Raw genomic sequence first — 22,562 nt, forward strand, 5'->3', positions numbered from 1 at the left:
AACCCCGTCCCCGTCCCATGCCCCTCCACCACATCCACATCACCCGCACCCAAACCACCCGACCCCAACGCCGCCCGAATCACCCGCTCCTGCGACGGACCATTCGGAGCCGTCAACCCATTCGACGCACCATCCTGATTCACCGCAGAACCCCGCACCACACCCCACACCCGATGCCCCAACCGCACCGCATCCGACAACCGCTCCACCAACAACAACCCCACACCCTCACTCCACCCCGTCCCATCCGCCCCCTCCGCAAACGCCTTGCAACGACCGTCGGGAGAGAGTCCGCGCTGGCGGGCGAATTCGACGAACATGCCGGGGGTCGCCATGACGGCGGCGCCGCCCGCGATCGCCATCGTGCACTCGCCCTGCCGCAGCGCCTGCACCGCCAGATGCAGCGCAACCAACGACGACGAGCACGCCGTGTCCACGGTCACCGCCGGGCCGGTGAGTCCGAGGGCATAGGCGATCCGTCCGGAGGCCACGCTGGCCGTGCTGCCGGTGAGGAGATAGCCCTCCAGGCCGTCGGCGGACTCGTGGAGCCGGGGTCCGTAGTCCTGGGACATGGCCCCCACATACACCCCGACGTCCGTGCCGCGCAGTTCGGCGGGGATCACCCCGCCGCGCTCCAGCAGCTCCCAGGAGGTCTGGAGCAGCAGGCGCTGCTGCGGGTCCATGGCCGCGGCCTCGCGCGGGGAGATTCCGAAGAACTCGGGGTCGAAGAGGTCGGCGTCATGGAGGAAGCCGCCGTGGCGGGTGTAGGTGCGGCCGGGCTCGCCGGGCCGCGGGTCGTACAGTTCGTCGGTGCGCCAGCCCCGGTTGCCGGGGAACTCGGAGATGACGTCGCGTTCCTCGGCGACGAGCCGCCAGAGGTCTTCCGGGGAGTCCACTCCGCCGGGGTAGTGGCAGGCCATGGAGACGATGGCGATGGGCTCGTCGGACAGCGCGGCGGAGGCTGCGGGCCGGTTCCGGCCCGGGGCGCGGGCGGAGTCCCCGGCACCGGTACCCGTAGCGGTGCCGAGCAGCCGCTCGCGCAGATGGCGGGTGAGGGCGTCGGCCGTCGGATGGTCGTAGACGAGCCCGCCGGAGAGCTTGAGTCCGGTGGCGGCGGCGAGCCGGTCGGCGAACTCCACTCCGCTGAGGGAGTCGAATCCGAGTTCTTCGAAGGTGTGGGTGGGGTCGACGGACCGGGGGCCGACGTGTCCCAGCGTGATCGCGGCATGGGTGCGGACCAGTTCCAGCAGACGGCGGTCCTGTTCGTCCCCGGGGAGGGCGCGCAGCAGACCGGCGAGTCCGCCGTCGTCGGACCGGCCGGTCTCCTCGGACCCGCCCGTGTCGTCGGACCGATCGGTGTCCTCGGTCCGATCGGTGTCCTCGGTCCGATCGGTGTCCTCGGACCGGCCGCTGTCCTCGGCCGCTGTCGGCGCAGGTCCGGTTCCGCCGACCCGCTCCGGGGCCGGCGCGGGCTCGCCGGACCCGGCCGCGGCGTCCGGCCAGTGGCGCCGGCGCTGGAAGGCGTAGGTCGGCAGTTCGATCCGGGCGGCGGGGCGGTCGAGCAGCGCGTCCCAGTCCACGGCGGTGCCCGCGGTGGCCCAGAGGGCGGCGAGGGCCCGGGTCACGGTCTCCGCCTCGGGCCGGTCCTTGTGGAGGGAGGCGATGCGTACGGCGTCGGCTCCGGCGCCCCGGGCGAGCAGCCCGGTCAGGGTGGAGTCGGGGCCGATTTCGAGGTAGGCGGTGGCTCCCGCCTCCCCGATGGCGACGGCCGCGTCGTGGAACCGCACCGCGTGGCGGGCCTGGGCGAGCCAGTAGCCGGGGTCCGCCAGCTCCTCCCGGGTCACCTCGCGGCCCAGGACGGTGGAGACCAGCGGAATGCGCGGGGCCGCGAACCGTACGGTCGCGACCAGGGCGGCGAACTCGTCCAGCGCGGGTTCCATCAGCCGGGAGTGGAAGGCGTGGGACACCTTCAGCGCACGGCAGCGGACCCCCTTCGCGGTCAGCAGGGCCGCGGTGGCGGTGACGGCGGGTCCGGGGCCGGAGATCACCACGGACCGCGGTCCGTTGACGGCGGCGATATCGGCCTCTCCGCCGGTCTCGGCGAGGGCCGCGGTGACGGTTGCCTCGTCGGCGGCGACGGACACCATCGCGCCGCCCGCGGGCAGCCGCTGCATGAGCCGTCCGCGGGCGGTGACGAGCGCGGCGGCGTCGTGGAGGGTGAGTACTCCCGCCGCGTGGGCGGCCGCGATCTCCCCGACGGAGTGCCCGGCGACCCGGCGCGGCACGACGCCCCAGGACTCCCAGAGGCGGAACAGGGCCGTCTCCAGGGCGAAGAGGGCGGGCTGGGCGTACTCCGTCCGCTCCAGTGCCGCCGCGTCGGACCCCCACACCACGTCCAGCAGGGAATCGCCGCGGGCCCGGTCGACGGCCGCCACCGCCTCGTCGAAGGCCCGGGCGAAGACGGGGAACGCCTTGTGGAGTCCGCGGCCCATGCCCGGACGCTGGGCGCCCTGCCCCGCGAAGACGAAGGCGGGGTCGGCCGGGTTGCGTACGACTCCGAGGACGGTGCCGGGTATGTCGTCCCGGCCGGCGGCGATCGTGCCCAGGGCGTCGAGGAGTCCGGCCGTGCCGGTGGCGACCACCGCGGCGCGGTGGGTGAAGGCGGTTCGGGTCGTGGCCAGGGCGTGCGCCAGCGCCTCCGGTTCGGTGCCGGGGCGGTCGGCGACGAGGTCCCGCAGCCGCCGGGCCTGGGCGCGCAGCGCCTTGCGGCTCCGGGCGGACACCACCCACGGCAGGTTCCGGGCAGAGGCGGCGTCAGCGTTCGCCGCGTCCTTGCCGTTCTCTGCATGTTCGCCGTTCTCCGCATGCTCAGCGTGCTCAGCGGCCTCCGCTTGCTCGGCGGCGGCCGCACCGGAGGGTGCGGCGGGTGCCGCGGCGGGGGGTGCCTCCAGTACCAGATGGCAGTTGGTGCCGCCCATGCCGAAGGAGGAGACTCCGGCGATCAGAGGCCGGTCGGGCCGGGGCCAGGGCGCGTCGGTGGTGGCGACGCGCAGGTTGAGTTCGGCCAGCGGGATGTCCGGGTTGGGGGTGTCGAAGTGGAGGTTGCCGGGGATCCGGCCGTGGCGGATGCCGAGGATGGTCTTGAGCAGTCCGGCGATGCCCGCGGCGCCTTCGAGATGGCCGATGTTGGTTTTGACGGAGCCGACGGTCAGCGGGGTGCCGCCGGGCCGGGGCGGGCCGAAGACGGCGCCGAGGGCCGCGGCTTCCACGGGGTCCCCGACGGGCGTACCGGTGCCGTGGAGTTCGACGTACTGGACGTCCTCGGCGGCGACTCCGGCCCTGGCGAGGGCCTCGCGGACAACGCGTTCCTGGGCGCCGGCGCTGGGGGTGGTGAGGCCGTTGGTGGCTCCGTCGTTGTTGACGGCGCTGCCGCGGATGACGGCATGGATCCGGTCGCCGTCGCGCAGGGCCAGGTGCAGGGGCTTGAGGACGACCAGTCCGGCGCCCTCGCCACGGACATAGCCGTTGGCGCGGGCGTCGAAGGTGTAGCAGCGGCCGTCCGGGGAGAGACCGCCGAACTTGGCGGCGCCGATGGTGCTCTCGGGGACGATGTTCAGATTGACCCCGCCGGCCAGGGCGAGGGTGGTCTCGCCTCGGCGCAGGCTCTCGCAGGCCATGTGGACAGCGACCAGGGACGACGACTGGGCGGTGTCGACGGTCACGCTGGGGCCCTGGAGTCCGAGGGCATGGGAGACGCGGTTGGCGATGATGCCGCGGTTGAGACCGGTGAGGGTGTGACGGTCGATGCCGGTGGGGCCCTGGCGGCGCAGCAGGGTGGCGTAGTCGTCGCCGATGGCGCCGACGAAGACGCCGGTGGCGCTGCCGCGCAGGGTGCCGGGGACGATTCCGCCGTCCTCCAGGGCCTCCCAGCCCAGTTCGAGGACGAGTCGCTGCTGCGGGTCCATGGCGGTGGCCTCGCGCGGGGAGATCCCGAAGAACGCGGCGTCGAATCCGTCGATCCGGTCGAGGTAGGCGCCGCGGCGCTGGTGGGTGCGGCCGGGGGCGTCCCGGTCGGCGGAGTAGTAGGTCTCGATGTCCCAGCGTTCGGCGGGGACGTCCGTGACGGCGTCGGCTCCGCTGCGGAGGTTGTCCCAGAAGGTGGCGGCGTCGGGGGCCTGCGGGAGGCGGCAGGCGAGTCCGACGACGGCGACGGGCGCCGTCGCGGCGCCCGGGTCCTGGGGAGTGGGGTTCGGGTGCTCACTCACCTCGGCAGGAGTCAACGGTCCGTTCCTTTCGGGCGCGGGGGCTGTGGCGCGGGGCTGTGGCGCGGGGGGTGTGGCATGGGCGAGGCGTGCCGACGGCTCGGGTACGCGGACGGTTTCGGTACACGGACCGCTTCGGTACGCGGACGGCCGGGGCCGCGGCGGGGTCAGGGGGCCGCGGAGGGCCGCCGTCCGGAGACCACCGTGTAGAGGTGCTCCAGGCTGGTCGCTTCGAGGGCGTCGGGGAGGGAGACCCGGGTGCCGGTGATGCGTTCCAGGACGGTGACGAGGGCGAGGAGGTGGACCGAGTCCCAGCCGTCGACGTCGTCGAGGCCGCGCCCGAGGTCCTCGGGGCCGACCGGGAGGCCGAGTTCGTCGCGGAGGATGCCGATGAAATCGTCGATGCTGTTCACGGGGTGGGCCCTTCGAAGGTCGCGTCGAGACGGATATGGGCGGGGACGGCCGGGAGGGTCCGCAGGTCGTGGCGGTGGACCGTAAGGCCCTCGGACTCCGGCGCTACGGCGTCGCCGGGCGCGCCGGGCACCCCGGGGTCCGGCAGCCCGGCGGGGGCTCCGGCCGGGGATCCGGTGGGGAGCGCGCCGGCCGGGACCGGGGTGAAGCCGTGGTGCGGGTAGAAACCGGCGGTCTTGCCGTTCTTCGCGGTGGGCCGGTGGACTCCGAAAACCTCGGTGAGCCCGCTCTCTCCGGCGTACCGCAGCAGGGCGGCGACGACGGCCTGCTCGATGCCGCGGGCGAAGACCCGGCAGCTCAGCAGGAAGTTGTCGATGACGAGGGCGGTACCGTGCCGGGTGGCGAGTACGGCGCCGACCGTGCCGTTGTCGCCGAAGCGGTCGGTGCTGCGGATGGTGAGGGCCAGGGTGCCGGGGCGGTCCAGCAGCGCTTCGACGTCGGCCCGGCCGAGCCGGACGGTGGTGAGGTTGAACTGGTTGGTGCGCAGGGTGATCTGGGAGAGCCGGGGGATGTCCGCGGGGGTGGCGGGGGCCAGCCGTACGGTGACACCCAGCTCGCCGAGATAGCCCTCCAGGGAGTCGAAGCCGTGGCGGAAGTCCTTGCGCGCCAGGTCGTCGCGGTAGTGGGCGGCGCGGGTCCGGTCCTCGGCGGTGAGTTCGGCGCTGTCGAACCAGTTGTCGGCGAGCAGCCGGGTGATGTGGTGGGCGGGCTCGTCGTCGAGCCGGACCACGGCGGCCCCGGGGATCTCCCGGCGGACCAGCCCGCATTCGTAGGGGCTGTCGTCGGCGAAGACGAAGCTGTCCGCGCCGATCCCGAGGTCGTCGGCGAGCGCCCGCAGGTTGAGGTGCTTGGGCTGCCAGTTGGCGGTGACGCGGACGAAGTCGTCCTCGCGCAGGAGCATGCCGGGGTGTTCGCGCAGCACCCGGCGGACCGGTTCGTCGTCGTTCTTGCTGACGACGGAGAGCAGGACGCCCTGGGAGCCGATCTGGCGGGCAACGCGCTGGAAGGCGGTGAACGCCTCGCCGCGGGGGCCGTCGCCGACCTCGATTCCCTCGGGCCCGTCGTCGCCGAGTATCCCGCCCCAGACCGTGCCGTCCAGGTCGAGGACGAGCGCCTTCTTCGTCCGGCCGAGGAGTCGGCGGGCGAGATGTCCGGCCTCGCGGGCGTAGCGGCCGAGGAGCCCGGGCGACAGGTGCAGTTTGGCGTAGGCGCTGAGCCGGGGGTCGTGGGCGGGGGTCTCGGCGGCCAGCGGATCGAGGTCGAGGACGACGAGCCGGGGGTGCCGTTCGGCGAGCCGCAGCAGACGCAGATTGGCTTCGCGCCAGACGATGCCGAGCCGGGCTCGGGAGCGGTGGTCGAGGAGTTGCGCGGTGAGTTCGCGGGGCAGCAGGAGGGTGTTGAGGACGAGGGTTCCCTCGCCGGTCCCGGTGAACCGGTCCGCGAGGTCCTCGATGAGCGCGGTCTTGGCCGCCAGGACCTGCCGGACGTCGTCGACGTGCCAGGGCGAGGGCAGCTCCGCGGTGACCACGGCGGGGCTCAGTACACAGAGGACGAGTCCGGGCCGGGCGGTGCGGAGATCGCTTCCCGGGTCGGAGAGTTCATGGACCCAGGTGTTGTACGGGGACTGGGTGACCGGCAGCAGCAGACCGTGCCGGGCGGCTTCGGCGGCGAGCGCCGGGATCAGGGGGGCGAGGGTGCCGTCGCCGGTGACGGCGGTGCGCAGGGCCGGCAGGCCGGGGTGGGCGCGCCGGACCTCGTCGGGGTCGAGGAAGCCGAGCAGCCGCCCGGCCCGTTCCCGTTCCTCGTCGGTCGCCTCGGCAAGGAGACCGGTCAGCCTCGGGTAGTCGGTGGCCAGGCGGTGGTCGCGGTGGAGTGCGGCGATCTCCTCGCCCACGGGTACTGCTGGGGTCGCGAGGTCCATACGGGACATCGTCGGAGCGGGATCTAAATAATTACCTAAGGGCTGCCCCGTCGTCCCCGGAGGATCAGCGCGGGCCGGGGACGACGGGGCGGCTCCCGGCCCCTGCCGGCCGCGGTCCGGGGCGCGGGCGGTGGGGACGGGTACGGGGCGGCGGCGCGGAGGCGCGGCGCGGACGGGGCGCGCCCGGTCGGTGCGGGGCGCGGGGCTCCCGCCGGGTGCGCCGCCGGGTGCGGGTCCGGCCGTACGGGGCTCCCGCCGTATGCGGTGCTCCCGCCGTATGCCGTACTCCCGCCGTACGGCAATCCGGTCGCCGTGCCGGCGGGAGCGGGCGCGGCACGGTCGGGCCGGTCAGCCCGCGTACCCCCGGAAGACCTCTTCGAGGCGGCGGGCGAGGGCGGCCTCCGCGGGGGTCTGTGGCACGGGCGCGCCGACGCGTTCGGGGTGACCGGGCGGTGTGCTCGGTGGACGCCGGGAGCCGGACACGTCGGCGGATTCGGGCGGGGCCGGGGGCAGCGGCGCCCAGATGCGTCCGTACAGGGAGAGCGCGTGGTAGGCGAAGCGCAGCGGGATCAGCCCGAGGCGCGCCGTGCGGCGGAATCTGCCGGGCATCGCTCACCTCGTTCGCTGGTCGGGGGTACCGGGCGGGGCAGCAATACCTTCGTCTACCCCGCTTGACCAGTGCTTGAACGCGGCTGAAGCGCTTCCGAAGCGGGTTGGCGGTTTCCGATCGGCGAGCACTCCTCGTCCCGAGGTGTTGCGCTGGCCTCGTGAACCCGGACCGATGAGAGGGCGCAGGCGTCCTGCGAGCAACCGCGCGGTCCGGGCGGGGACTTCGAGTCCGTTGTCTATGTCTTGTTCGCGACCACCATGTAGTTCTCGGCCTCGGGATCGAACGTGCTCAGTTCCGTCCGGAGTCCGGCCCGGTGCAGCTCGGCTTCGAGTTCCTCGTACCGATAGGGCCAGCAGGACAGTAGTTCCGAGCGGACGAGAACCAACCCGGTCGCATCGACTTGCGCGATCGCAATCTCGATATGGTGCTCCTCCTCCCAATGCGGCGCGATCTCCCAGCGGTAGACCACGACGGCATCGCGACCGTTCCGGCGGACGAGTCGGTCACCGATCTCCAGCCGGGAACCTCTGGCCCTCACCAGTTCCCAAGTGCGGGATGTGAGTACCAGGCGCCCGCCGGGGCGCAGCAGCCGTGACATCGACTCCAGGGCAGCGGCCCTGCCTGTCGCGCCCGTGGCATGGTGAAGCGAGTTGCCGACGCAGAACACCATGTCGAAGGTGTTGTCCTGGAAATGGCCGGGCAACTCTTCCCAGTTGGCCCGTACGGCCCGGACGGACGCCCCGAACTCCTCGGACAGCTCCGCAGTCCGGCGAACCATCGCCTCGCTGGCGTCGGTTGCGACAACCTGCATGCCACGACCGGCGAGGCCGACCGCCAACTGTCCGGTTCCGCACGAGCAGTCGAGGACATGGGCGTTCGGCGGCAGGAGACCGAGGACGTCGTCGTACGACGCGGCGAACTCGGCCGGAGGCAGTCTTGCATCCGAGATGAGCCATTCGTAGACCTCGGCAAGCACGCCATAACCTGTCATCACCACTACCTCCGTCACGCGGCAGACTCACGGCGGGACGTCAGTGCATCAGCGGAGCAAGCCGGGCACCAATGGTTTTCACGGTCAAAGGCCGGCGGCCGGAGCCTTGTCTCCGTCCGCGGCCGGGTGCGCACCCGGGTCCGGGGCCGGTCCACCGGGGCCGTCCCGGTCCGGGGCGGGCAGGGTCGCGCGGCGGATTCCGGGCACGAGCAGCGCGATCAGTACGGCGGCGGCCGCGCAGACGGCACCGTTGACCTGGGCGGCGGCGCCGGGGCCGAACCAGCGGGAGAGCAGCGCGACTTCGGCGTCCCCCGCCATGCCGCCGGTGGTGCCCTGGGCGGTGACGACGCTGACGATACGGCCGCGCAGATGATCGGGGGTGTTGTGCTGGATCAGGGCGTATTCGAGGATCTCGTACACGGTTCCGGCGGCCCCGGCGACCGCCAGCGCGAGGGCGGCCGTCCAGAGATGTCCGCTGAGCCCGAAGCCGATGGTCGCCAGACCGCCGGTGAACGCGGCGGCCAGCAGCAGCCGTCCGGGGCGGGCGGTCCGGCCGAGCCAGCCGCTGGTGGCCGAGGTCAGGACCGAACCGACGGCCGGTGCGGTGTAGAGCAGGCCGAGTGCGATTTCTTCGCCGCCGAACCGTTCCGCGACCAGTTCGGGGAAGAGTACGGCGGGCATGCTGAACACGGCCGTCACCAGACCGAGCAGGAGCAGGCCGCCGAGGACCCGGTCCCGTACCGCGTAGCGGAGCGCGACCAGCAGGGAGCCGCCGTCCGCACCGTCCTCCGGGCGCCCGGAGTCCGTATCGTCCGCGGAGACCGCGGAGACCGCGGAGACCGGGGAGGCCGGGTCCGCCGGTTTGCGGACCGGCGGCAGCGGCCGGATCCGGGCGACGAGTGCCGTGGTGACGGCGGTGGTCAGCGCGGCGAAAGCGAAGACGGGCCCGGGTCCGGCCGCGGCGAGCAGCACACCGCCGAGCAGCGGGGCGGCGATCGACCCGATCTCGCCGGTGAGCGAAATCAGAGCCCCGGCGGCGGGCAGCTGGTCCGGCCGGACCAGGGTGGGCGCGACGGCCATCAGCGCGGTCACACTGACCCCGGTGGCCAGTCCGTCCCAGGCCACGCAGAGCTGAACGGCCCAGAGCTGCGGCTCGGGCAGAAAGGCGTTGACGGCGAGTCCGGCGAACGCGAGGGCGGCCGCGCCACGGGCCCGGATGATGAGCTTCCGGCGGTCGGTGCGGTCGGCGGCCCAGCCGCCCCAGAGGGAGCCCAGCAGGACGGTGACGCTCATGACGACGCCGGTGATCGCGACATCGACGGTCGATCCGGTCAGATCGTAGACCTGGAACGCCAGGGCCACCGCCGCCATACCGAGCCCGAACAGCGACACCACCCGTGCGATGAAGATGGCGCGGAAGTCGGGGCTGGTACGCAGGGGTTCGATGTCGAGGAGGAGATCACGCGCCCGCACGGACACCTCCGCGCCCGGCGCCCGCGGCGGACCGGCGCGCCCCGGACCCGGATGCCGGACGGATGGAGCGCGAATCCGTCCGGCGGCGAACCGACGGCGCGGGGCGGGACGGTGGGCAGGCCGGGATTCCGGCCGTCGGGGTCATGGCGGGGCGTCCTCTCCCCGCGGCAGGGCGACGACGAACACCGCATGCGGGATCTTAGGGGAGCCTTACCTAACTATCCCTTCCCGGCCGGGGTCAAGCCCGGTCCGGCGCCGCGTCCGGGGAGGCCCAACGGCGATCGCCGGGCCCGTGCGTCCGGCCCACGCCGTCACCCCCACGCCCCGTGCCGTCGCCCCGTTATGCCGCCGTACCCTCCGCGCACTCCCGCACATAGGCCCCGGGCGTACGGCCGAAGTGCTTCCGGAACGCCAGGATGTAGCCGTTGGTGCTGACGAAGCCGACCCTGGCCGCGACCGCGCCCACCATCTGCCCGTCCTCCAGCAGTTCCAGCGACCGGTTGAGACGCAGCCGGGTGCGCCACTCGGAGAAGGCGATACCGGTCTCCGCGCGGAACGCCCGCCGCAGACTGGTGGAGCTGGTGTACAGCGCCCTGGCCCACTCCTCCGCGGTACGCGGGTCACCGGGGTGGCGCAGCAGTTCCTCCGCCACGGCCCGGGCGGCTTCACCGGTGGGCCGGGGCAGCGGAAGGCGTCCGGCGGGACCTTCGGTCAGCGCCGCGAACAGGGCGTCGTCGCCGGGGGCCGAGTCGAGGCCGCGCATCCGGGCCAGCAGCAGCCGGCGCAGGCCGGTACCGATGTTCACGGGGGTCGCCGCACGGTACGGCAGCGCGTAGCCGGGGATGTCGAAGGTCTCGCTGAGCACCAGCGCGTCCGGGTCGAAGCGGGCGCTGTGCGGAAGTCCCGCGGGCATCCACAGCCCCACGGAGGGCGACAGCGCATGCCGGGCGTCCTGTGCCGTCACGACGATGCGCCCCACCGGGACGTACAGAAACTGGTGGAAGTCGTGGACATGGGTGGGATGCCCGCCCGCCGCGATGAAGTCGTCGTCCGTCTCTTCGGGCGCCGGCTGCACCGGGCGGCCCCCGGTCCGCCGGGACGCCGCTCTTACCGGCTCGGCGCTCTGCGTCGTCATCTGCGGTCCCCCAGGATCCCGGGGCCCGGAGCGACCCCTGAGTGTGAGTCGTGTACCTCCGGCTTGGATCGCCGGGCACGAAGTAAGGGTAGCCTAACCTGCCGTACGGAGAACGAGGAGCCGAAAGACCCATGACATCCATGTCCCCGCCGGTGGCACCAGCAGCCGCACCGGCCAGGACCCGCCTCTCCCGCGGTGCCCCCGTGGCCGCCCTCGCCGCAGTCGCGGTGGTGGTCACCCTCATCGCGAGCATCGGACTCGGTGCCCGCGACATTTCGGCGCCGGAGATCGTCCGGATCCTGCTCGACCCCGGCCGGCAGGCCTACAACGCCCAGGTCCTGTGGACCGAACGCATCCCCCGGACCTTCCTGGGGCTGCTCGTCGGTGCCGCGCTGGGCGCCTCCGGGCTGATCATGCAGGCGCTGACCATGAACCCGCTCGCCGACCCCGGGGTGCTCGGTATCGAGCAGGGCGCGGCGATGTTCGTGGTCATCGGCATCATGTTCCTCGGTGTCACCGGGGTCCACGGCTACTTCTGGCTGGCTCTCGCCGGCTCCGCGCTGGTCGCCGCCCTGGTCTGGCTGATCGGCACCCGGAGTTCCGTCGGCAGCTCCACGATCGGCCTGGTCCTCGCGGGTGTCGCCGTCGCCGCGGTGATGTCCTCCCTGATCACCCTGATGGTGATCCGGGATCCCGCGGTCTACGCCCATCTGCGGTTCTGGTCCGTCGGCCAGCTCACCGGCCGGGCCAAGGTGCTGGACGAGATCGCCCTGTTCGCGATACCGGCGCTGCTCGTCGCACTGCCCCTCGGCCGTACCCTCAATATCCTCGGTCTCGGCGACGAGACCGCCCGGGGGCTCGGGTTGCGGGTCGAGCGGGCCCGGCTCGGCTGTGCCGCCGTGGCGGTGCTGCTCTGTGCCGCGGCGACCGCCGCCGTCGGCCCCGTGGCCTTCGTCGGCCTGGTCGCGGCGCACTGCGCCCGGATGCTCGTCGGACCCGACCACCGGTGGTCCCTGCCGCTGTCGATGGCCGTCGGCGCCGTCCTGCTGACCGCCGCGGACACGGCAGGACGCCTCGTCGTCGACCACGGCGAGGTCCAGGTCGGAGTGATGACCGCGGCCGTCGGCACACCCTTCTTCGTCTGGCTGGCCCGGCAGCGGAATCTGGTGAAGCTGTGACGGCCACCGCCCTGCCGCCGAAGCCCGTACCCGGCGCGGCGAAGGAGCGGGCCGTCGCACGGCTGCGGGACCGGCGCCGCTCCCGCAACCGCCGAAGCGCCGTCACCGCCGGTGTGCTGGCCGTCCTGCTGATCGCGCTGACCGCGGCATCCGTACTGCTGGGCGGTGTCGGCCGGGTGGACCCGGCCGATGTCCTGCCCGCCGCCTTCGGGCTGCGCACCGGACTCGCCGACTACATGATCTTCCAACTGCGGATGCCGCGGGCCCTCGTGGCCCTGCTCGCCGGTGCCCTGTTCGGGCTGGCCGGCGCGATCTACCAGAAGCTCATCCGCAATCCGCTGGCCACGCCCGATATCGTCGGCATCTCGGCGGGCGCCGCCGCCGGGGCCACCACCGTCCTGCTCGCGGCCCCCGCGACCTTCGCGTTCGGCACCCCGCTCGCCGCCATCACCGGCTCGTTCGTACTGCTCGCCGCCGTCCACGCGCTCAGTTCGCGCGGCGGCGTGGACACCTACCGGCTGGTCCTCGTCGGCATCGGACTGAGCGCGGTCTGCACCTCGTACACCAACTACCTGCTCACCGTCGCCGACAAGCAGAGCATCGCGGTCGCCACCCGCTGGCTGATCGGCAGTGCGAGCGGCGCCGACTGGGACGGTGTCACCACCCTCGCCGTGGGCCTCGCGGTCTGCGCGGCGGCCGCCGCCCTGCTGCACCGGCCGCTGAACGCGCTCTCCCTCGGGGACCAGCTCGCCACCGGACTCGGCACCCGGGTCGGCGGGGCACGGCTCGCGGCCCTGCTCGTCGGCGCCGCCGCGGCGGCCCTCGCCACCTCCGTCGTCGGACCCGTCGGACTGGTCTCCCTGGTCAGCGGGCCGATCGCCCGGCGGCTCGTCGGCGAGGAGCGGGCCATCGCCTTCGCGCCCGCGATCGGCGCCGCCCTGGTCATCACCGCGGACGTCCTCGCCCAGAACGCCCCCCTGATCAGCCCCGTGCCCACGGGAGTCCTCACCGCGCTGATCGGCGCACCCTACTTCGTCGCACTGATCCTGCGGCACCGACCGGGAGCCCCCGAGTGAAAAGCCCCACCGAACCCGCCCGTCCGCGTATCGAGGCCCGCGGCATCAGCACCGGCTACGGCGGCACCCGCGTCGTCGAGGACCTCTCCCTCTCCATCGAGGCGGGCCGGATCACCGCGCTCGTCGGACCCAACGCCTGCGGCAAGTCGACACTCCTCAAATCAATCGCCCGGCTGCTGCCGGTCGACGGCGGGTCCGTCCTGCTCGACGGCGCCGACATCCACGCCCTGCCCACCCGCGAGGTGGCCCGCAGACTCGGCATCCTGCCCCAGACCCCGATCGCGCCGGAGAGCATCACCGCGGGCGACCTCGTCCGCCGGGGCCGCCATCCGCACCGGGGGTTCGGCCGACGGACCACCGCGGCCGACGACGAGGTCGTGGCCGAGGCGATGCTCGCCACCGGCACCGCCGAACTCGCCGACCGCCCGGTCGACCAGTTGTCGGGCGGCCAGCGCCAGCGGGTGTGGATCGCCCTGGCGCTCGCCCAGGACACCCCGACGCTGCTGCTCGACGAGCCCACCACCTATCTCGACATCGCCCACCAGATAGAGGTGATGGACCTGCTGGCCGATCTCAACGAACGGACCGGCAAAACCATCGTCCTCGTCTCCCACGACCTCAACCAGGCGGCCCTGTACGCCTCGACGATCGTCGCGCTGCGCGACGGCCGCGTCGTACGCCGGGGCTCCCCGGCCGAAGTACTCGACGAGCGGACCGTGGCCGAGGTCTTCGGCCTCGACTGCATCGTCGTGCCCCACCCCCGAACCGACCGGCCGCAGATCTTCCCCCTCGGCCGGCGCCACCTCACGCAGGAGAACCACCGATGAACCCTCTCGCACGGCCCGTCCGGCGCCGCGGCGCCACCCGGACCCTGCTCGCCGCCGTCACCTGCCTCGCCCTGGTCACGGCCTGCGGCGGCAAGGACGACTCCGGCGCCGACGCCGCCCCCGCGGCCGGGACCGCCGGGTCCTTCCCGGTCGCCGTCGACACCGCGTGGGGCAAGTCGAAGGTCACGAAGAAGCCGGTCCGGGTGGCCACGGTCTCCGACGGCGACACCGATATCGCGCTCGCCCTCGGGATCGTCCCCGTGATCACCCCGGACGCCGAGGACGGCGGCCCGGTGCCCGAGTACAAGCAGCGGGCCGTGGACAAGCTGGGCGCCGGAAAGCTGAAGACGTACGACGACGCCGACGGCACCGACTACGAGGCGATCGCCGCCGAGGCCCCCGACGTCATCCTCGGCATGAACACCTGGTCCATGGAGGCCGACTACGCCAAGCTGTCGCCGATCGCCCCCGTCGTCACCTACACCGACAAGAAGCACGCGGACACCCTCCCCTGGCAGGACCGGCTGCTGGGCGCGGCGAAGGCACTCGGCATGACCGGCGAGGCACAGAAGATCATCGCCGCGAACGAGAAGGCGGTCGCGGACGCCGCGGCGGCCAACCCGCAGCTCAAGGGCAAGACCTACACCTACGCCGTGGTCCACCCCGAGCAGATCACCTTTATGTCCCACGGCGAGCAGGACCCCGGCGTCTTCGAGGAGCTGGGGCTGCGCAAGACCGAGAAGTCGAAGAGCTACACCGCCAAGAAGAACGCGATCAGCCTGGAGAACCTCGACGAGCTGGAAGCGGACATGCTGCTGCTCACCTACCCGTTCGGCGACGAGGGCCTGCTGTCCGCGGCCGAACTGGAGGGCAACAAGCTCTTCCGCTCGCTGGACGTGGTGAAGCGGAAGAACTTCGCCGTCATCCCGTCGAAGAACACCCTGGCGTCGGCCATGGCCTACCCGGACGCGCTCACCTCGCCGTGGGTCGTGGAAAAGCTGACCCCGATCCTGGCCGCGGCGGCCGCCGGCCGCTGAGGCCACGGCCCGGGCCACCGCCCGACGTACCACCCCTCCACGAAAGAAGAGCAACTGTGTCTGCCCGCAGTCCCCGTTCGGTCGAGACCTTTCCCATCGTGCTCAGGGAACTGACCGTGCTGCGCGCCGAGAACCTCACCCCGGGCATGCGCCGGGTGACGCTCGGCGGTGCGCAGCTGGCCGCCTTCACCCGCGACGGGCTGACGCTGCCGGCCCTGCGGACCGAGGGCTTCGACGACCATGTGAAGTTCTTCTTCGCCGACGAGTCGGGGCGGCTTCTGCTGCCCCGGCAGAACGTCAGCAGCCTGGACTGGCCGGTGGACGGCCGGCCGGTGGCGAAGGACTACACCCCGGTCCGCTTCGACCCGGGGGCCGGGGAGATCGACTTCGACTTCGTCCGGCACGAGGGCGGCGTCGCCGCCTCCTGGGCCGAGCGGGCCGCCCCGGGCGACACCGCGTGGATCGCCGGTCCCAAGATGTCCCACAGCCATCCCGAGGGTGCCGACTGGCTGCTGATCGCCGGGGACGAGACGGCGCTGCCCGCCATCGGGCGCTGGCTCGCGGAGATGCCGGAGGGCACCGTCGCCCGGGTGTTCATCGAGATCGGGGACGACAGCCACCGTCAGGAGCTGCCCACCCGGGCCGACGCCCGGATCGTCTGGCTCCCGCGGAACGGGGTGCCCGCCGGGACCACCGGGCTGCTGGAGCAGGCGGTACGGCAGGCCGAGTGGCTGCCGGGCAGCGTCTTCGCCTGGTGCGCGGGCGAGACGCTCGCGCTCAAGGGGCTGCGCCGCCATCTGGTGGCCGACCGCGGTGTGCCGCGCGACCACACGCACATCACCGGCTACTGGCGCCGGACCGGACCGCCCGTGACCGGCGCGGATCCCGTCGCCGACGAGCCGGCGGCCGACGCCGGAGCCGAGGTCGATGTCGACGACGCCCATGAGCGGCTGCACGAACTCACCGACCTCACCGCCGGCTTCACCATCCGGGCCGCCGTCACCCTCGGCGTCTTCGACCTGGTCGACAGCGGGGTGCGGGACGCCCGGACGCTGGCCGAGCGCACCGACACCGACGCGCCGGCGCTGACGGCGCTCCTCACCCATCTCACCGATATCGGCCTGCTGTCCGCCGGCCCCGGCGGCTACCGGCTCACCACGGTCGGCGAGGAACTCGTCGAGGACGGCCACTCGTCGGAGGAGTACCACCTGGAAGGGGCGGCCGCCGCGCTCGACCTCTCCCTGAGCGGACTGGTGCACACCCTCCGTACCGGCGAGCCCGGTTACCGCACCCGGGACGGAGAGACCCTCGCCACCGCCATGGCCCGCGATCCGCGTCTCGCGGGCACCGCGCGGGCGGCGGTCGAGGAGGAGGCCCGGTGGATCGCCCCGGGCGTCGTCAAGGCGGCCGACTGGTCGGCGGTGCCCCTGCTGACCGCGGCCGGACCGGGCGCGGCGACCGTGGTCAACGCCCTGGTGAAGGCGTTCCCGGAGCTGCGGGCCAGGATCGCGGCGCCGCCGTCGGTGCTCCGGGTCCTGGCGGACGGGATCCTGGACACCGAGGTGCTGCCCTCGGTGGAGCTGGTGCCTGCGACCGCGGGCGTGCCCGCCGGATCGGAGACCGTACTGCTCTCCCGGGCACTGGCCTGGCTGCCCGACGAGGACGCCGTCCAGACCCTGGCCGAGACCGGGGCCGCGCTCGCCCCCGGCGGCACCCTGCTGCTGGTCGAGCAGGTTCCGGCGGCCGATCCGGAGGACGCCGAGGCGGCCGTGGAGCATCTGCGGCTCAAGTGCGCCTTCGGCTCCGGGCTGCGGGACGCCGGTGCGGTGACGGACCTGATTGCACGGGCCGGACTCATGGTCGGCGCGCACCACGACATCGGCTGGGACCACCGGCTGTGGGAGCTGACCCCGGCCGCCGCGGCGGACTGACGCGGTACCGCGGCGGCCGCGCCGCCGGCGGCTTTGCCGCACCACGGGAAGAGGCCCGGCATTCCGCCGGGCCTCTTCCGCGTCCGGCGCCGCGAGGTCGTGTCCTCCGGGTTGTGCCGGGCTCGCGTGCCCTCGCGCGGTACGCCCCGCGCAAGGCGTACCGAATTCGATGCTCACCCGCGAATGGCTTCATCATCTTCCGCTCCCCGCCACCCAACTGCCAGCATCACCGCACGTCATCACTCAGGCAAAACAAGGAGAAACGATGGCAATGGTGACAATACGGAGACGGGCCGGCTCCTTCGTGGCCCTGGCCATCGCCGCCCTCGTGACCGTCTCCTGCGGACGCTCCGACCAGGGCGGCGGCAGCGGCGGCGACACGGCCCCCGCCGCGGCGGGCAAGAGCGCCCCCGAACTGGTCCCGGCGGACATCCGGAAGAAGGGCGTCCTGCGGGTCGCCACCGCCGTCGGCTATCCGCCCATGGAGATGTACAAGCCCGGCACCACCGAGCTGACCGGGGTCGACCCCGATCTGGCCCGGGCCGTCGCCGAGCGGCTCGACCTGAAGCTGGAACTCACCAACGCCGCCTTCGACGGGCTGATCCCCGGACTGACGTCGGGCCGCTTCGACCTGGTGATGTCGTCCATGACCGACAGCGCCGAGCGGCGCAAGGCGGTCGACTTCGTCGACTACTTCCGCACCGGCGGAGTGATCATGACGAAGAAGGGCAACCCGGAGGGCATCAAGAACCTCGCGGACCTCTGCGGCCGGTCCGTGGTGCTCGCCAAGGGCAGCTCCAACCTCGCCATCGGCCAGGAGCAGAACACACGCTGCGACAAGAAGATGCGGATCTCGCAGAGCGAGGACGCCCCGACCGGGCTGCTCCAGATCGAGAGCGGACGCGCCGTCGCCACCATCGTCGACTATCCCGTCGCCGCGATGTTCGTGAAGGAGAAGGGGGCGTACGAGGCGCTCCCCGAGCAGTACGGCACGGCCCCCTGGGGCATCGCCCTCGCCAAGGACCGCGCCGCCCTGCGCGACGCCGTCCAGCGGGCCCTCCAGGGGCTGATCGACGACGGCGGCTACCGGAAGATCCTCGACTCCTACGGGGTCGGCGGCAGCGCAGTGCCCAAGGCGACCGTCAACGACGGCACATGAGGGCGGCCGAAATGAACGATCCGGACAAGAGCCCCGGCCGGGCCCCGGCGGAGGACCCGGGCGCCGAAGGACCCGAGCGAACCGGCCCCGCCGTCACAAAGACGAGCAGAAACGATTCTGCAATGGCAGGTACGGCGCCGGGCCCGGCGGTGCTCGCCAAGAGCCCCGGCACCGCGGACAGCAGGCCGGAGGAGGACGGCGGCCTGGCGCTCCGGGTGACCCGCCGCCCCCGCCCCGGCCGCTGGCTGGCCGTCCTCTCCGCCCTGTTCTTCGCGGTGTGGCTGGCGTACACGATCATCGTCAACCCCCATCTCCACTGGGACGTCGTCGTCGACTACCAGTTCGACGACCGGGTCCTCAAGGGCCTCTGGGTGACCGTCCAGCTCACCATGATCTCGATGGCCGTCGGTATCGCCATCGGGGTGCTCATCGCCGTGATGCAGCTGTCCGAGAGTCCGGTGCTGCGGACCATCGCCGGGGCCTACACCTGGTTCTTCCGCGGCACCCCGCTGCTGGTCCAGCTCATCTTCTGGTTCAATCTCGCGCTGCTCTTCCCGGTCATCGGCATCGGTGTGCCCTTCGACGGCCCCAAGCTCGTGGAGTGGCAGACGAACGCGGTCATCACCGGCTTCGTCGCCGCCCTGCTCGGCCTCTCCATCAACGAGGGCGCCTATATGGCGGAGATCGTGCGGGCCGGGATCCAGAGCGTCGACCCCGGTCAGCGGGAGGCCGGCGAGTCGATCGGCATGTCGAACCGGCGGATCCTGACCCGCGTCGTCCTGCCGCAGGCGATGCGCGTGATCATCCCGCCCTTCGGCAACCAGTTCATCTCCATGCTCAAAACCACCTCGCTGGTCTCGGTGATCGCCGGCTCCGATCTGATGACCGTCTCCCAGCATCTCTATCTGGCGAACTTCGAGGTCATCGCGCTGCTGATGGTCGCTTCCATCTGGTACCTGGTGCTCACCACGGTCGCCAGCGTCGCCCAGCACTTCGTCGAACGGCGCTACAACCCCGGTGCCGTACCGGTGCGCCGCCGGGTCCTGACCCATCTCGTACCCGGCCGCACCGGCAAGGGAGCCACCGCGTGAACGACACCGTCCTCAAGGCCCGCGGCGTACGGAAGCGGTTCGGCGACATCGAGGTGCTCAAGGGCATCGACCTCGATGTGACGGCCGGTGAGGTGCTCTGTGTCATCGGCCCCTCCGGCTCCGGCAAGTCCACCCTGCTGCGCTGCTTCAACCATCTGGAGAAGATCGACGCGGGCCGGATCTGGGTCGGCGGAGAACTCGTCGGCTACGAACCGCACGGCACCTCCGGTGTGCTGCGCGAGCGGCGGGCGCGCGAGATCCGCCGGCAGCGCGAACGGATCGGCATGGTCTTCCAGCGTTTCCATCTCTTCCCCCACCGCACGGCGGTGCAGAACGTGATGGAGGGGCCCCTGGTGGTCAAGGGCCGCCCCCGGGCCGATGCCGAACGGCAGGCCAGGGAGCTGCTCGACCGGGTCGGGCTGGCCGACCGCGGCGACCACTATCCGGCCCAGCTGTCCGGCGGCCAGCAGCAGCGCGTCGCCATTGCCCGCGCCCTCGCCATGGAGCCCACGCTGATGCTCTTCGACGAGCCCACGTCGGCGCTCGACCCCGAACTCGTCGGCGAGGTCCTCGGCGTGATGCGCGATCTGGCCCGCGACGGGATGACGATGATCGTCGTCACCCACGAGATGGGCTTCGCCCGCGAGGTCGCCGACCGCGTCCTCTTCATGGACCAGGGGGCCGCCGTCGAAGAGGGCAGCCCCGAACGGTTCTTCGGTGCCCCGCGGCACGACCGCACCCGGGCCTTCCTGTCGACGGTGCTGTGATGGGCGGCACCGCGGCCGTACCGGCCCAGGCACCGGTCCCGGCCCCCGCCGGACACGGCGGCTACGACCTGCTGATCCGCGGCGGCACCGTCGTCGACGGCACGGGGGCACCCCGCCGCCCGGCCGATGTCGCCGTCAAGGGCGGCCGGATCACCGTCCTGCCGCCGGGCGGACACCACACCGCGGCCGAGACGGTCGACGCGGACGGCCGGATCGTCGCCCCCGGCTTCATCGATGTGCACACCCACTCCGACGCCCTCGCCGCCTGCGGCGACGGCGGCGGTGCGGACGCCGGTGTACTGGAGGAACTGCGCCTCGCGCCGCTCCTCCAGGGCGTCACCACCGAGATCGCCGGGAACTGCGGCAGCAGCCTCTTCCCGGCGCTCCCCGGGCGGCTGCCCGGACTGGCCGAGCATGTCCGGGTGGTCTTCGGCCTCGGCGCCGTACCGCCCGCCGCGGACTTCGACGGCTTTGCCGCCGGTCAGGATCCGGCCCTGCGCCGTACCCATATCGCCTCCCTGGTGGGGCACGGCACCCTGCGGGCCGGGGTGATGGGCTTCGAGGACCGCCCGGCCCGCGCCGACGAGCTGAGCGCCATGTGCGGACTCCTCGACCGGGCCCTCACCAGCGGCGCCGCCGGGCTCTCCAGCGGGCTGATCTATCCGCCCGGCGGCTATGCGTCCACGGACGAACTGGTGGCCCTGGCCGCGGTCGCGGCCCGGCACCGCAAGCCGTACGTCACCCATCTGCGGGACGAGATGGCACAGGTGGAGAGTGCGCTGGAGGAGGCGCTGGAGATCGCCCGCCGGTCCGGCGCGCCGCTCCAGATCTCCCACCACAAGACCGCGGGCCGCCGGGCCTGGGGCGCCACCGTGCGCACCCTGCCCGTCCTGGAGCGGGCCCGCGCCGAGGGCCTGGACGTGCTGTGCGACGTCTACCCCTATACGGCGGGGAGCACCGTGCTGCACGCCCTGCTGCCGCCGTGGGCCAACGAGGGCGGTATCGGGGCCCTGCTCGGCCGGCTGCCGCGGCCCGAGGTCCGCGACCGGATCCGTACCTCCATCGCCCGGGGCGTGGCGGGCTGGGAGAACACCGTCGGCAACGGCGGCTGGGACCTCGTCACGGTCGCCGCGGCCCGGCGGCATCCGGCGGCCGAGGGGCACCGGATCTCCGATCTGGCCACCGCGAGCGGGGTGGACCCGGTGGAGTTCGTCTGCGATCTGCTGCTGGCCGAGCACGGGGAGGTGACCATCATCAGCCACTCCATGCGCGAGGACGACGTCCGGCGGGTGCTCACCAGCCCCCTGTCCATGATCGGCTCGGACGGGGTGCCCAAACCGGGCCGCCCGCATCCGCGCTGGGCGGGCAGCTTCCCCCGGGTCCTCGGACACTACGGGCGCGACGAGGGGCTGCTCTCCCTGGAGACCGCCGTCCACAAGATGACCGGGCTGCCCGCGCGGCGGTTCGGTCTGGCCGGGCGCGGCACGATCGCCGACGGGGCCCGCGCGGACCTGGTCGTCCTGGACCCGGACACGGTACGGGACCGGGCGACGTTCGACCGGCCGCTGCTGGCGCCCGAGGGCATCGGTACGGTCGTGGTGGCCGGGCGGACCGCGGTCCGCGACGGCCGTCCGACAAAGGAGTGTGCGGGAAGGGTGGTGAGGGTGGCGTGACCCTGGCCCGGGTGGCCGCGGCGGCCCGCAGCGCCGCCGCGCTTCCGCTGGTTCTCGCCGTCTCCGCGATCGACGTGGACGACGGCGGGAGCACCGGCGTCGACGACACGGCCGTGCTGCCGGTCGCCTCCGCTTCCAAACTGCTGCTGCTCGCGGAGGTCGCCCGCCGAGTGGACGCCGGTCTGCTGGACCCCCGGCGGACCGTGGCCGTGACGGCGGAGGACGTGGTGCACGGCACCGGGCTGCTGATGAGGCTCGGCGGGCGCGAGTGGACCGTCGAGGACCTGTGCTGGCTGACCGCGTCCGTCAGCGACAACACCGCGACCAATGCCCTGCTGAGGCTGGTGGGGCGGGAGTCGACGGCCGCGCTGGCGGAGGGCCTCGCCTTGGAGGAGCTGGCGCTGCACGACCGGGTCCGTGACGTCCGGGGCCCCGGCGATCCGCCGGTCTTCGCGACCGGCACCGCGCGGGCGCTCGCCGGGCTGGTGGCCCACGCGGCCCGGGGGACCCTGGTCTCCCCCGGCGCGTCGGCGATGCTGCTGCGGTGGATGCGGTCGAACACGGACCACGGGCTGGTGCCCGCGCTGGTCTCCCACGACCCGTACGCCGCCTGCTTTCCCGACCGGCTGCCCGGCGGTCTGCTGGTGGCCAACAAGACCGGCACCGACCCCGGGATCCGTGCCGACGCCGGGGTGTTCATCGGCGAGCGCCGGGTGGCGTACGCGGTGGTGGCGCACTGGGACACGGCGCTGGGGGAGAGTACGGAACGGGCCGCGGTGCGCGCCGTCCGGGACGTCGGGCGGACACTGGCGGACTACGCCGCGGGCCGGGACGGCGGCTGACGGCCACGGGCCCGGCGGACTGACCGTGCCGGAGAAGACAAGGCTGGAGAGACGGGGGAACCGATATGCATCCGATGGTGATTCCTCGGGTACGGGTCGGGTTTTGTAGGGAGCGGGC

17 protein-coding genes are annotated in these 22,562 nt (G+C 72.9%); 10 read left to right on the plus strand and 7 right to left on the minus strand.

The genetic code is table 11. The features are described 5' to 3' along the window. The 7 genes from ACWDR0_RS30170 to ACWDR0_RS30200 all read right to left on the minus strand — a co-directional run. Window positions 1–4,265 (minus strand): type I polyketide synthase (locus ACWDR0_RS30170; protein WP_456354992.1); only part of this gene is annotated, 4,265 nt, incomplete at its 3' end. 164 nt (window positions 4,266–4,429) lie between these two features. Further along, on the minus strand, window positions 4,430–4,675 hold the full coding sequence (locus tag ACWDR0_RS30175; RefSeq protein WP_456354977.1) for an acyl carrier protein: 246 nt from the start codon (window positions 4,673–4,675) through the stop codon (window positions 4,430–4,432). Beyond that, window positions 4,672–6,654 (minus strand): HAD-IIIC family phosphatase, encoded by a 1,983-nt coding sequence (locus ACWDR0_RS30180; protein ID WP_456354978.1) that lies wholly within the window; start codon window positions 6,652–6,654, stop codon window positions 4,672–4,674. The genes ACWDR0_RS30175 and ACWDR0_RS30180 overlap by 4 nt, the downstream gene beginning before the upstream one ends. Before the next feature lie 348 nt (window positions 6,655–7,002). After that, entirely contained in the window at window positions 7,003–7,263 is a 261-nt protein-coding gene (locus ACWDR0_RS30185; protein WP_456354979.1) for a DUF6059 family protein, read from the minus strand. Between the two features lie 236 nt (window positions 7,264–7,499). Next, window positions 7,500–8,255, minus strand: a complete 756-nt coding sequence (locus ACWDR0_RS30190; RefSeq protein ID WP_456354993.1) for a class I SAM-dependent methyltransferase — start codon at window positions 8,253–8,255, stop codon at window positions 7,500–7,502. 84 nt (window positions 8,256–8,339) lie between these two features. Continuing rightward, window positions 8,340–9,728: an MFS transporter gene (locus ACWDR0_RS30195; protein WP_456354980.1), complete on the minus strand. Its 1,389-nt coding sequence runs from the start codon at window positions 9,726–9,728 to the stop codon at window positions 8,340–8,342. A gap of 340 nt (window positions 9,729–10,068) precedes the next feature. After that, window positions 10,069–10,863 carry an AraC family transcriptional regulator gene (locus ACWDR0_RS30200; protein ID WP_456354981.1) on the minus strand — a complete coding sequence of 265 codons (795 nt, stop codon included), beginning with the start codon at window positions 10,861–10,863 and terminating at the stop codon, window positions 10,069–10,071. A gap of 131 nt (window positions 10,864–10,994) precedes the next feature. On the opposite strand from ACWDR0_RS30200, the gene ACWDR0_RS30205 reads away from it, so the two are divergent. The 10 genes from ACWDR0_RS30205 to ACWDR0_RS30250 all read left to right on the plus strand — a co-directional run bounded on the left by ACWDR0_RS30205 (window position 10,995) and on the right by ACWDR0_RS30250 (window position 22,444). Then, window positions 10,995–12,041 carry a FecCD family ABC transporter permease gene (locus ACWDR0_RS30205; RefSeq protein ID WP_456354982.1) on the plus strand — a complete coding sequence of 349 codons (1,047 nt, stop codon included), beginning with the start codon at window positions 10,995–10,997 and terminating at the stop codon, window positions 12,039–12,041. Next, complete coding sequence (locus ACWDR0_RS30210; RefSeq protein WP_456354983.1) at window positions 12,038–13,117, plus strand: FecCD family ABC transporter permease; 1,080 nt, start codon at window positions 12,038–12,040, stop codon at window positions 13,115–13,117. The genes ACWDR0_RS30205 and ACWDR0_RS30210 overlap by 4 nt, the downstream gene beginning before the upstream one ends. After that, window positions 13,114–13,944, plus strand: coding sequence for an ABC transporter ATP-binding protein (locus ACWDR0_RS30215; RefSeq protein ID WP_456354984.1), 831 nt, complete (start codon window positions 13,114–13,116; stop codon window positions 13,942–13,944). Before ACWDR0_RS30210 ends, ACWDR0_RS30215 begins: the two co-directional genes overlap by 4 nt. Next, the gene (locus tag ACWDR0_RS30220) at window positions 13,941–14,981 is read left to right on the plus strand and encodes an ABC transporter substrate-binding protein (RefSeq protein ID WP_456354985.1); all 1,041 of its coding nucleotides are present in this window, start codon (window positions 13,941–13,943) and stop codon (window positions 14,979–14,981) included. The genes ACWDR0_RS30215 and ACWDR0_RS30220 overlap by 4 nt, the downstream gene beginning before the upstream one ends. 56 nt (window positions 14,982–15,037) lie before the next feature. Next, complete coding sequence (locus ACWDR0_RS30225; protein ID WP_456354986.1) at window positions 15,038–16,912, plus strand: SIP domain-containing protein; 1,875 nt, start codon at window positions 15,038–15,040, stop codon at window positions 16,910–16,912. A 265-nt stretch (window positions 16,913–17,177) separates the two neighbouring features. Then, window positions 17,178–18,071: an ABC transporter substrate-binding protein gene (locus tag ACWDR0_RS30230; protein ID WP_456354987.1), complete on the plus strand. Its 894-nt coding sequence runs from the start codon at window positions 17,178–17,180 to the stop codon at window positions 18,069–18,071. 122 nt (window positions 18,072–18,193) lie between these two features. Next, on the plus strand, window positions 18,194–19,162 hold the full coding sequence (locus ACWDR0_RS30235; RefSeq protein ID WP_456354988.1) for an amino acid ABC transporter permease: 969 nt from the start codon (window positions 18,194–18,196) through the stop codon (window positions 19,160–19,162). Then, the gene (locus ACWDR0_RS30240; protein WP_456354989.1) at window positions 19,159–19,929 is read left to right on the plus strand and encodes an amino acid ABC transporter ATP-binding protein; all 771 of its coding nucleotides are present in this window, start codon (window positions 19,159–19,161) and stop codon (window positions 19,927–19,929) included. The genes ACWDR0_RS30235 and ACWDR0_RS30240 overlap by 4 nt, the downstream gene beginning before the upstream one ends. Then, window positions 19,929–21,602, plus strand: a complete 1,674-nt coding sequence (locus ACWDR0_RS30245) for an N-acyl-D-amino-acid deacylase family protein (protein ID WP_456354990.1) — start codon at window positions 19,929–19,931, stop codon at window positions 21,600–21,602. Before ACWDR0_RS30240 ends, ACWDR0_RS30245 begins: the two co-directional genes overlap by 1 nt. Next, window positions 21,599–22,444 (plus strand): serine hydrolase, encoded by an 846-nt coding sequence (locus ACWDR0_RS30250; RefSeq protein ID WP_456354991.1) that lies wholly within the window; start codon window positions 21,599–21,601, stop codon window positions 22,442–22,444. The genes ACWDR0_RS30245 and ACWDR0_RS30250 overlap by 4 nt, the downstream gene beginning before the upstream one ends. The last annotated feature ends 118 nt before the right edge of the window (window positions 22,445–22,562 follow it).

Source organism: Streptomyces sp. NPDC003691, from assembly GCF_053981115.1.

What these genes read in the sequence shown, in the direction of transcription:
- ACWDR0_RS30180 (WP_456354978.1), bottom strand. Translation starts at nt 6,654, where the DNA reads ATGGACCTCGCGACCCCAGCAGTACCCGTGGGCGAGGAGATCGCCGCA.
- ACWDR0_RS30185 (WP_456354979.1), bottom strand. Translation starts at nt 7,263, where the DNA reads ATGCCCGGCAGATTCCGCCGCACGGCGCGCCTCGGGCTGATCCCGCTG.
- ACWDR0_RS30190 (WP_456354993.1), bottom strand. Translation starts at nt 8,255, where the DNA reads ATGACAGGTTATGGCGTGCTTGCCGAGGTCTACGAATGGCTCATCTCG.
- ACWDR0_RS30200 (WP_456354981.1), bottom strand. Translation starts at nt 10,863, where the DNA reads ATGACGACGCAGAGCGCCGAGCCGGTAAGAGCGGCGTCCCGGCGGACC.
- ACWDR0_RS30205 (WP_456354982.1), top strand. Translation starts at nt 10,995, where the DNA reads ATGACATCCATGTCCCCGCCGGTGGCACCAGCAGCCGCACCGGCCAGG.
- ACWDR0_RS30220 (WP_456354985.1), top strand. Translation starts at nt 13,941, where the DNA reads ATGAACCCTCTCGCACGGCCCGTCCGGCGCCGCGGCGCCACCCGGACC.
- ACWDR0_RS30230 (WP_456354987.1), top strand. Translation starts at nt 17,178, where the DNA reads ATGGCAATGGTGACAATACGGAGACGGGCCGGCTCCTTCGTGGCCCTG.
- ACWDR0_RS30235 (WP_456354988.1), top strand. Translation starts at nt 18,194, where the DNA reads ATGGCAGGTACGGCGCCGGGCCCGGCGGTGCTCGCCAAGAGCCCCGGC.
- ACWDR0_RS30245 (WP_456354990.1), top strand. Translation starts at nt 19,929, where the DNA reads ATGGGCGGCACCGCGGCCGTACCGGCCCAGGCACCGGTCCCGGCCCCC.